General features: G+C 69.3%; 8 protein-coding genes. 2 read left to right on the plus strand and 6 right to left on the minus strand.

The genetic code is table 11. The features are described 5' to 3' along the window. Together UUA_RS19930 and UUA_RS19215 are read left to right on the plus strand one after the other, a co-directional pair. A partial coding sequence (locus UUA_RS19930; RefSeq protein ID WP_238532988.1) for a hypothetical protein occupies positions 1-204 on the plus strand: 204 nt, incomplete at its 5' end. A gap of 51 nt (positions 205-255) precedes the next feature. After that, entirely contained in the window at positions 256-696 is a 441-nt protein-coding gene (locus UUA_RS19215; RefSeq protein WP_155943231.1) for a hypothetical protein, read from the plus strand. 234 nt (positions 697-930) lie between these two features. Here the strand turns inward: UUA_RS19215 and UUA_RS03595 are convergent, their stop codons facing one another. From UUA_RS03595 to UUA_RS03620, 6 genes are all read right to left on the minus strand, one after another. Next, the gene (locus UUA_RS03595; protein WP_008434332.1) at positions 931-2,535 is read right to left on the minus strand and encodes an ArnT family glycosyltransferase; all 1,605 of its coding nucleotides are present in this window, start codon (positions 2,533-2,535) and stop codon (positions 931-933) included. 133 nt (positions 2,536-2,668) lie between these two features. Beyond that, positions 2,669-3,874, minus strand: coding sequence for a DegT/DnrJ/EryC1/StrS family aminotransferase (locus UUA_RS03600; RefSeq protein ID WP_008434334.1), 1,206 nt, complete (start codon positions 3,872-3,874; stop codon positions 2,669-2,671). A gap of 22 nt (positions 3,875-3,896) precedes the next feature. After that, a complete protein-coding gene (locus UUA_RS03605) occupies positions 3,897-4,304 on the minus strand; it encodes a DMT family transporter (RefSeq protein ID WP_008434335.1) in 408 nt (135 codons plus the stop codon). Continuing rightward, a complete protein-coding gene (locus tag UUA_RS03610; protein ID WP_008434337.1) occupies positions 4,301-4,681 on the minus strand; it encodes a DMT family transporter in 381 nt (126 codons plus the stop codon). Before UUA_RS03610 ends, UUA_RS03605 begins: the two co-directional genes overlap by 4 nt. Next, a complete protein-coding gene (locus UUA_RS03615) occupies positions 4,681-5,517 on the minus strand; it encodes an alpha/beta hydrolase (protein WP_008434338.1) in 837 nt (278 codons plus the stop codon). The genes UUA_RS03610 and UUA_RS03615 overlap by 1 nt, the downstream gene beginning before the upstream one ends. Before the next feature lie 67 nt (positions 5,518-5,584). Continuing rightward, positions 5,585-6,118, minus strand: a 534-nt coding sequence (locus UUA_RS03620) for an efflux RND transporter periplasmic adaptor subunit (protein WP_008434340.1), incomplete at its 5' end; no start/stop codon positions are given.

Consider the following 6,118-nt stretch of genomic DNA (forward strand, 5'->3'; position numbering starts at 1 on the left):
GTTGAGTTTGTCTTCGACGTGCTGGATGAAGGCGTCGTCGAAGGTAGCCAGGTTGCAGCCCTTGGGGAGGTACTGGCGCATGAGGTCGGTGCCGTTCTCATTGGTACCACGTTGCCACGACGAGTATGGATTGGCCAAGTAGCTCTTAGCATTCAGGGCGGATCCAATTCCGAAGTGCATCACCACGGTTCGTCCGTGTTTTGACTCTATTCATGTGGTGGCCTCATGCGCGTAAGACACTTGTCGTTGCTAGCCGTGCTGCTGGCGTTTTCAGCCAATGGGTGGAGTGCGTGGAGCATGCATTCCTGTGAGGGAGCTGATGTTTACGACGCAAAAGGACGTACGCCTAGTGATTGGCGCATACTGCACGCGCTTTTTGCTAAGTTCGGGTGCTGTGACAAAGGAGGATATCTTTCTGAGGGCTTCTCAGAAGCAGTCGCCAGATTGCTGGTGGATCACTGGAATAAATTAGACCAATTCGTATTGATTTCAGAAAAAGACCCTGACTTTAAAGCATTTGTTTTACGACATATTGATGCAACCAATTCAATGGCGGACTTACAAAGAATCATGGAACTAAGCAGGGAGCAATGTCCTCGTAAAGGGCTTGAGAGTTGTCGGCAAATTTTTAGCAGTGCTAGCGCGGCACGGTTGGAATTGGAACACACATTAAATCAGCGCAGCAAGCAGCCCTGATGTAGTGCGATGGCCGTACGCGGAGGTGTCGCGCTCACATGAAGATGCTCTGCTATCCAGGTCCGTCGTGAGATGGAATCACATGGAACTTGACGGTTTTCCAGTACGCCGCAGATCACCCCGACACCCGCCTCGGTCATTCACGGGCCGTTGCCGGTGCTGAGGCTGCGCGCGGCGAAGTCGCGCGCATACGGCACGTTCGGGGAGGGCACCGTGCCGATGGGGGTAGGGCAGTCAGAAGGTGTGGGTAAGCGGAGGTGCAGTCACCGCACCTGTCAGGTCGCCGGCACGCCAGATGCGTAGGCTGCCGTCGCGATAGGGCTGGCGGTACAGCGGAGTGGCCGGGTAGCGATAGTCCGGCTCGCTGGTGATCACCCAGCCTTGCGGATGGGCGCGTGCCCATGCGGTCACCGCGGCCGGGTTGGTGGTGGCCGGGATCGGCGCGGTCAGCCGCCCGGCGAAGGTGAGCAGGCCATACTGCGGGCCGGCGAACAGCAACGGCACGCCGGCTTGTTGCGCGGCGGCCACGCGGCGGGCTGCCGCAGCGATGTCGTAGCGCGGGGCGGCGGCCAGCACGAAGGCGAGCTTGCACAGCAGCAGCGCCGCCAGCATGCCGAGTGCGGCGAGGCCCACCGGCAGCGACGGCGTGCGCCGCCCCACGACGAACGACAGTCCCACCACGACGATCAGCGCGCCGCAGGCGATCGCCCCGATGCGGCCGGCGTGATCGACCGCCAGCTTGCCCAGGCCGACCGCCACCGCGATGCCGATCAGCGCCAGCACCAGTCCCACGCGCCAGCCCACCACGCGCCAGCGGCCCGCGCCGAGGCGAACCCCGCCGGCCAGCGTCAGCGCCGGCAGCAACGGCAGCAGGTAATGCGGCTGCTTGCCGCTGATCAGGCTGAACAGCACGAAGGCGGGCACGAATGCGGCTACCACGAAGCGGTCCAGCATCCCGCTGCCATCTGGCGCGGCCGCCTCGCCGCGCGCGATCGCGGCCACCCATGGCAGCATCATCGCCGGCAGGATCGGCAGGTACCACCACCATGGCCGGGCATGCGCGAAGCTTTGCACCACGCGGCCCAGCGTCTGGTGCAGGAAGATCGCGTCCGCGTATTGCATGCCGCCCGCCCGGGCCGCGGGCAGCGCCCAGGCCAGTGCCAGCAGTACGGCGCCGAGCAGCGCAGCGAACAGCCGCAGCCAGGTCGCCAGCGGCCGCGCCTGCGGCAGCCACCACGGTGCCAGTAGCGCCGGCATGCCACCCACCAGCAGCGCGACCGGCCCCTTGACCAGGACCCCCGCACCCAGCGCCACCGCCATCGCCGCTACCGCTAGCGGCCAGCGCCGGCCGGCCAGCGCGGGCGTGGCCCGCCACGCCACCAGCGTGCACAGCGTAAGCAGCATGTCGAACATCAGCGTGTCGGCGTACACCGCGACTGCGGCGCAGCCCAGCCACAGCCACACCGAGGCCTGCACGGCCGCGGTCCCGGCACCCAGCCGCTGGCCGAGCGAGGCGAGCAGCGGCAGGGTGGCCAGCATCAGGAGCAGTTCCAGCAGGCGCGCCGCCCAGGCGTGCACCCCGGTGACCGCCCAGACCAGGTTGATCAGCCAGAACAGCAGCGGCGCCTTGTCCGAGTACGGCGCGCCATCCAGCCACGGCACCAGCCACTGGCCGCTGAGGTGCATGTTCCACGCCACCGCGAGGTAGCGCGTCTCGTCGATCGGCACCGGAAACAGGAAGAACACCGGCGGCAGCAGCAGGAGTAGCGCCGCGATCGCGCGCAGGCGCGGCTCCTCGCGGAACCGGCGCATGAAACCCGTGCGCGGCGCTGCCGTCATGCCGACCCTCGGAACTGCGCGGGACCCTCGCCGGTACCTGCGTGCAGGCATCGGCGGACCGGGGAAGCGGCCCATTCTTGCGGGCGGAAGATTTCGTCCGTGTGAATCGCCAGCGACGCGCCGGAACGCCTCCTCAGCCGCCGCCGAGCACGTCGCAGATCGCCTCGAAGTCCGCGTCGGTCATCCACGGGCTGTTGCCGATGCTGAGGCTGCGCGCGGCGAAGTCGCGGGCGTGCGGCACGTCCTGCGCGGGCACCGTGCCGGCGAGGTAGGGGTAGTCGGGCAGGGCGTGGATGAACAGGCGGCTGACGCCGTAGCCGCCCTGCCACAGCTGCGCCAGCGCGGCGTCGCGGCGCCGGCGGTCGGGCAGCAGCAGCAGGAAGAAGGGCCAGGTGCCGTGGGCGCCGGCGGGGTCCTCGAGCACTTCGATGCCGTCGAGCTGACGCAACCGTGGCAGGCGGCGTTGTGCCTGCGTGGACAACTGATCAAGAAGCGCCGGCAGACGCGGCACGGCACGCGCGCCCACCGCCTGCCGCCAGCGGCCGACGCGGTGCAGCGGGATGGCCAGCGGGAAGTCGTCGCCCACGGCGGCAATTTCGTCGCCGCGACGCAGCGCGCAGCGCAACGGGTTGCCGTAGGCCAGGCGCAGACCCCACGGTCGGTACAGCGCGGCGTAGCCGAGCAGTTCGAGGCGCCGCCGCCACTCCCAGCCAGCGTGCGGCGGCACGCGCTTCGCCGCGTCGGCCAGCCGCTCGCGCAGCGCGGGGTCGCGTGCGGCGAGCAGGCCGCCCTCGTAGATCGACAGGCCTTTGCCGGCAGCGAGGCTGAAGAAGCCCACGTCGCCGGCCAGGCCCACGCTGGCGTCGTCGGCGCGGCGCGCGCCGAGCGCCTGCGCGGCATCCTCGATCACGTACGCGCCGACCTCGCGCGCAACGGCGAGCGCGTCGTCCACGTCGGCGACGCGGCCGGCCAGGTGGGTTGGCACGATCGCCAGCGTGCGCTCGTCGCAGGCCGCGCGCAGCGCGGACGGGTCCATGTCGTAGTGGCCGGGCCGGAGGTCGCACAGCTGCAGCTCCAGCCCGGCCTGCTGCACCGCGATCGCCACCAGCGGGCAGGTGTAAGCCGGCACCACCACGCGGCGGCGGCGCTGCGCGAGCTCGCGCAGCGTGGCCAGCGCCAGCAGCAGCGCCGCAGTGCCGGAACAGGTCAGCGACAGCGGTGGCGTGCCCAGCAGCGCGGCGACGTCGTCGGCCAGCGTCGGCGCGCCGGGGCGCAGGTCGGCCAGCCGCAGCGGCAGGCCGGCGGTGGGCGGCAGTTCGTGGCGGCGATGGGGCAGCATGCGCGCAGCGTAGCGCGGGCGCCTAGCCAAGCGCCGGGTCCGCGTCGGCTTCCGCGGCGTGTTCGCGGCTCTCGGCCAGCCCCAGGCAGACGATGCCGCCGATGATCGCCAGCGCGCCCAGCGCGCGGGCGAGGGTGAGCTGCTCGTCGAACAGCCAGATCGACAGCAGCATCACCGAGACCACTTCCAGATGCGAGGCGGCGAAGGCGGGGCCGATCGGTGCGTGCTTGAGCAGCGCCATCCAGGTGAAGAACGCGCCGACGTAGCCGATCACCGCGCCGTAGACCCACGGCTGGCCGAACACGCGCAGCAGCCATGCCAGGCTGGCCTCCACCGGCAGCGCCTGGGTGCCGGCGTACTTGAAGCTGATCTGCGCGAGCGTGTCGAAGGCCATCAACAGCAGGAAACCGAGCAGGTAGAAGCGCTTCATGTGCCCAGCCCCACGATCGTCACGCCGAGCGTGACCAGCGCGATGCCGATGACTCGCAACCGGGTCAGCTTCTCGCCGAACAGGAAACGCCCGGCGAGCATGATCGCGACGATGTTGATCGAGCCCAGCAGCACGCCCTCGGACAACGGGACCAGCGAGAGGAACGCGATCCACACCAGGAATTCGGCCACGTAGCTGCCGACGCCGAGCCACAGCCATGGCCGCGACGCCATGTGTTTCCAGCGCGCCAGGCCGTCGCCTGCTGCCGGGTCGCCCGCGGCGGCCTTGAACGCCAGCTGGCCGCCGGTATCGAGCACGATGTTGAGGAGCCACAGGCTCGCCACGAGGGTGGAGATGGATCCCTCCGCCGGCATCATCAGGCGGCGGCGCGCTGCGTGCCGTTCGACGTGGCGATGCCGTCGAAGAACGCGGCCGAGCGCTCGATCAGGGTGCGCCGCTGCTTGTCGATGGTGATCATGTGGTAGCTGTCCTCGAGTAGCAGCAGCTCGGTAGGGGCGCTGACCTCACGCATGACCAGCTCGGCGTTCTTCGTGCTGGCCACGTCGTCGTCGCTGGCGTGGGCGATCAGGCACGGCGCGGTCACTCGCGGCAGCCGGCGGCGCACGTCGGCGGCCAGGCCATACATCTCGGCCAGCGAGTACCACGGGTTGCCGGGCAGGCCGGCGGCGGCACTGTCGCCGCCGAGCATCGCCGCGCTGACCTGCGCGCGCAGGCGCTCGTCACGGATGCCGTAGGGCGGCTGCTCCATGAAGCTGCGGTCGCGACCGATGCCCAGTTTCTTCAGCAGCGGCAACAGGAACGACAGCCGCGCCAGTTTCGGGATGCTCCAGCCGTCGTAGCGGAAGGTGGCGCCGTACACGCCCACGCCGGCGACCCGTCCGGGCCGGTCCGCGGCCAGTTTCAGCGCCAGCAGCGCGCCCATCGAGAGCCCGCCGACGAACAGCTGGTCGACCTTGTCGAGCATCGCGTCGGCAGCCTGCTCGACGCTGGCGTACCAGTCGCGCCAGCCGGTGGCGAGCAGGTCCTCGACATTGCCGCAGTGGCCGGCCAGTTGCATGCCATGCACGGTGAAGCCGGCGTTGTTTAGGCCCTTGCCGAGCAGCTTCATTTCCATCGGCGTGCCGGTGAGGCCGTGGATCAGCAGCACACCGCTGCGGCCACCCTTGAGAAAAAAGTCGGTTTGCTGGATCACGCGATGGCCTTGCAGGAACGAACGGCGTCGATGTTCATGCGCAGGATGATCGCAGCGGGCGGTTTCCTCAGTCTTTCGGCGCGCCGGCGGTGCCGAAGCGAACCGTCACGCGCTGGCCGATGCGCAGGTTGCGCACCGGCTCGGCGTCGGGCTGGTCGAACGCCAGCACGCACTCCACCGTACGCGCGTTGGCGCGTATCTGCGGGTCGTTCTCCATCGTGGCCGGGCCGTAGACCTTGCCGACGCGCAGCACGTGTGCGGTCCAGCGGACATGCTCGCCGCCTTCCGCCACCACTTCTGCCGGCATGCCCGGGTGGACCGCCGCGGCGAAGCTGTCGTTGAGCTCGGCGCGCACGATCCGCGGCTTCCGCGGCAACAGCGCGAACAACGGGCCGGATGCGGGCGACACGCTGGCGCCAGGCTGGCCTGACACCCGCACCACGTCAGCGTCGAACGGCGCGAGCAGGCTGCGCTGCTTCAGCTCGTAGCGGGCCTCGTCCAGCTTCTGGCCAGCCAGGCCCAGGGCGGCGCGGGCGGCCTGCTGCTCGGCGTCGATCTGCGCCGCCGCCTCGCGCGCGTCGTCGGCGCTCTGGCCGTCGCC

This window comes from Rhodanobacter thiooxydans LCS2 (genome assembly GCF_000264375.1).
Lineage (GTDB): Bacteria > Pseudomonadota > Gammaproteobacteria > Xanthomonadales > Rhodanobacteraceae > Rhodanobacter > Rhodanobacter thiooxydans.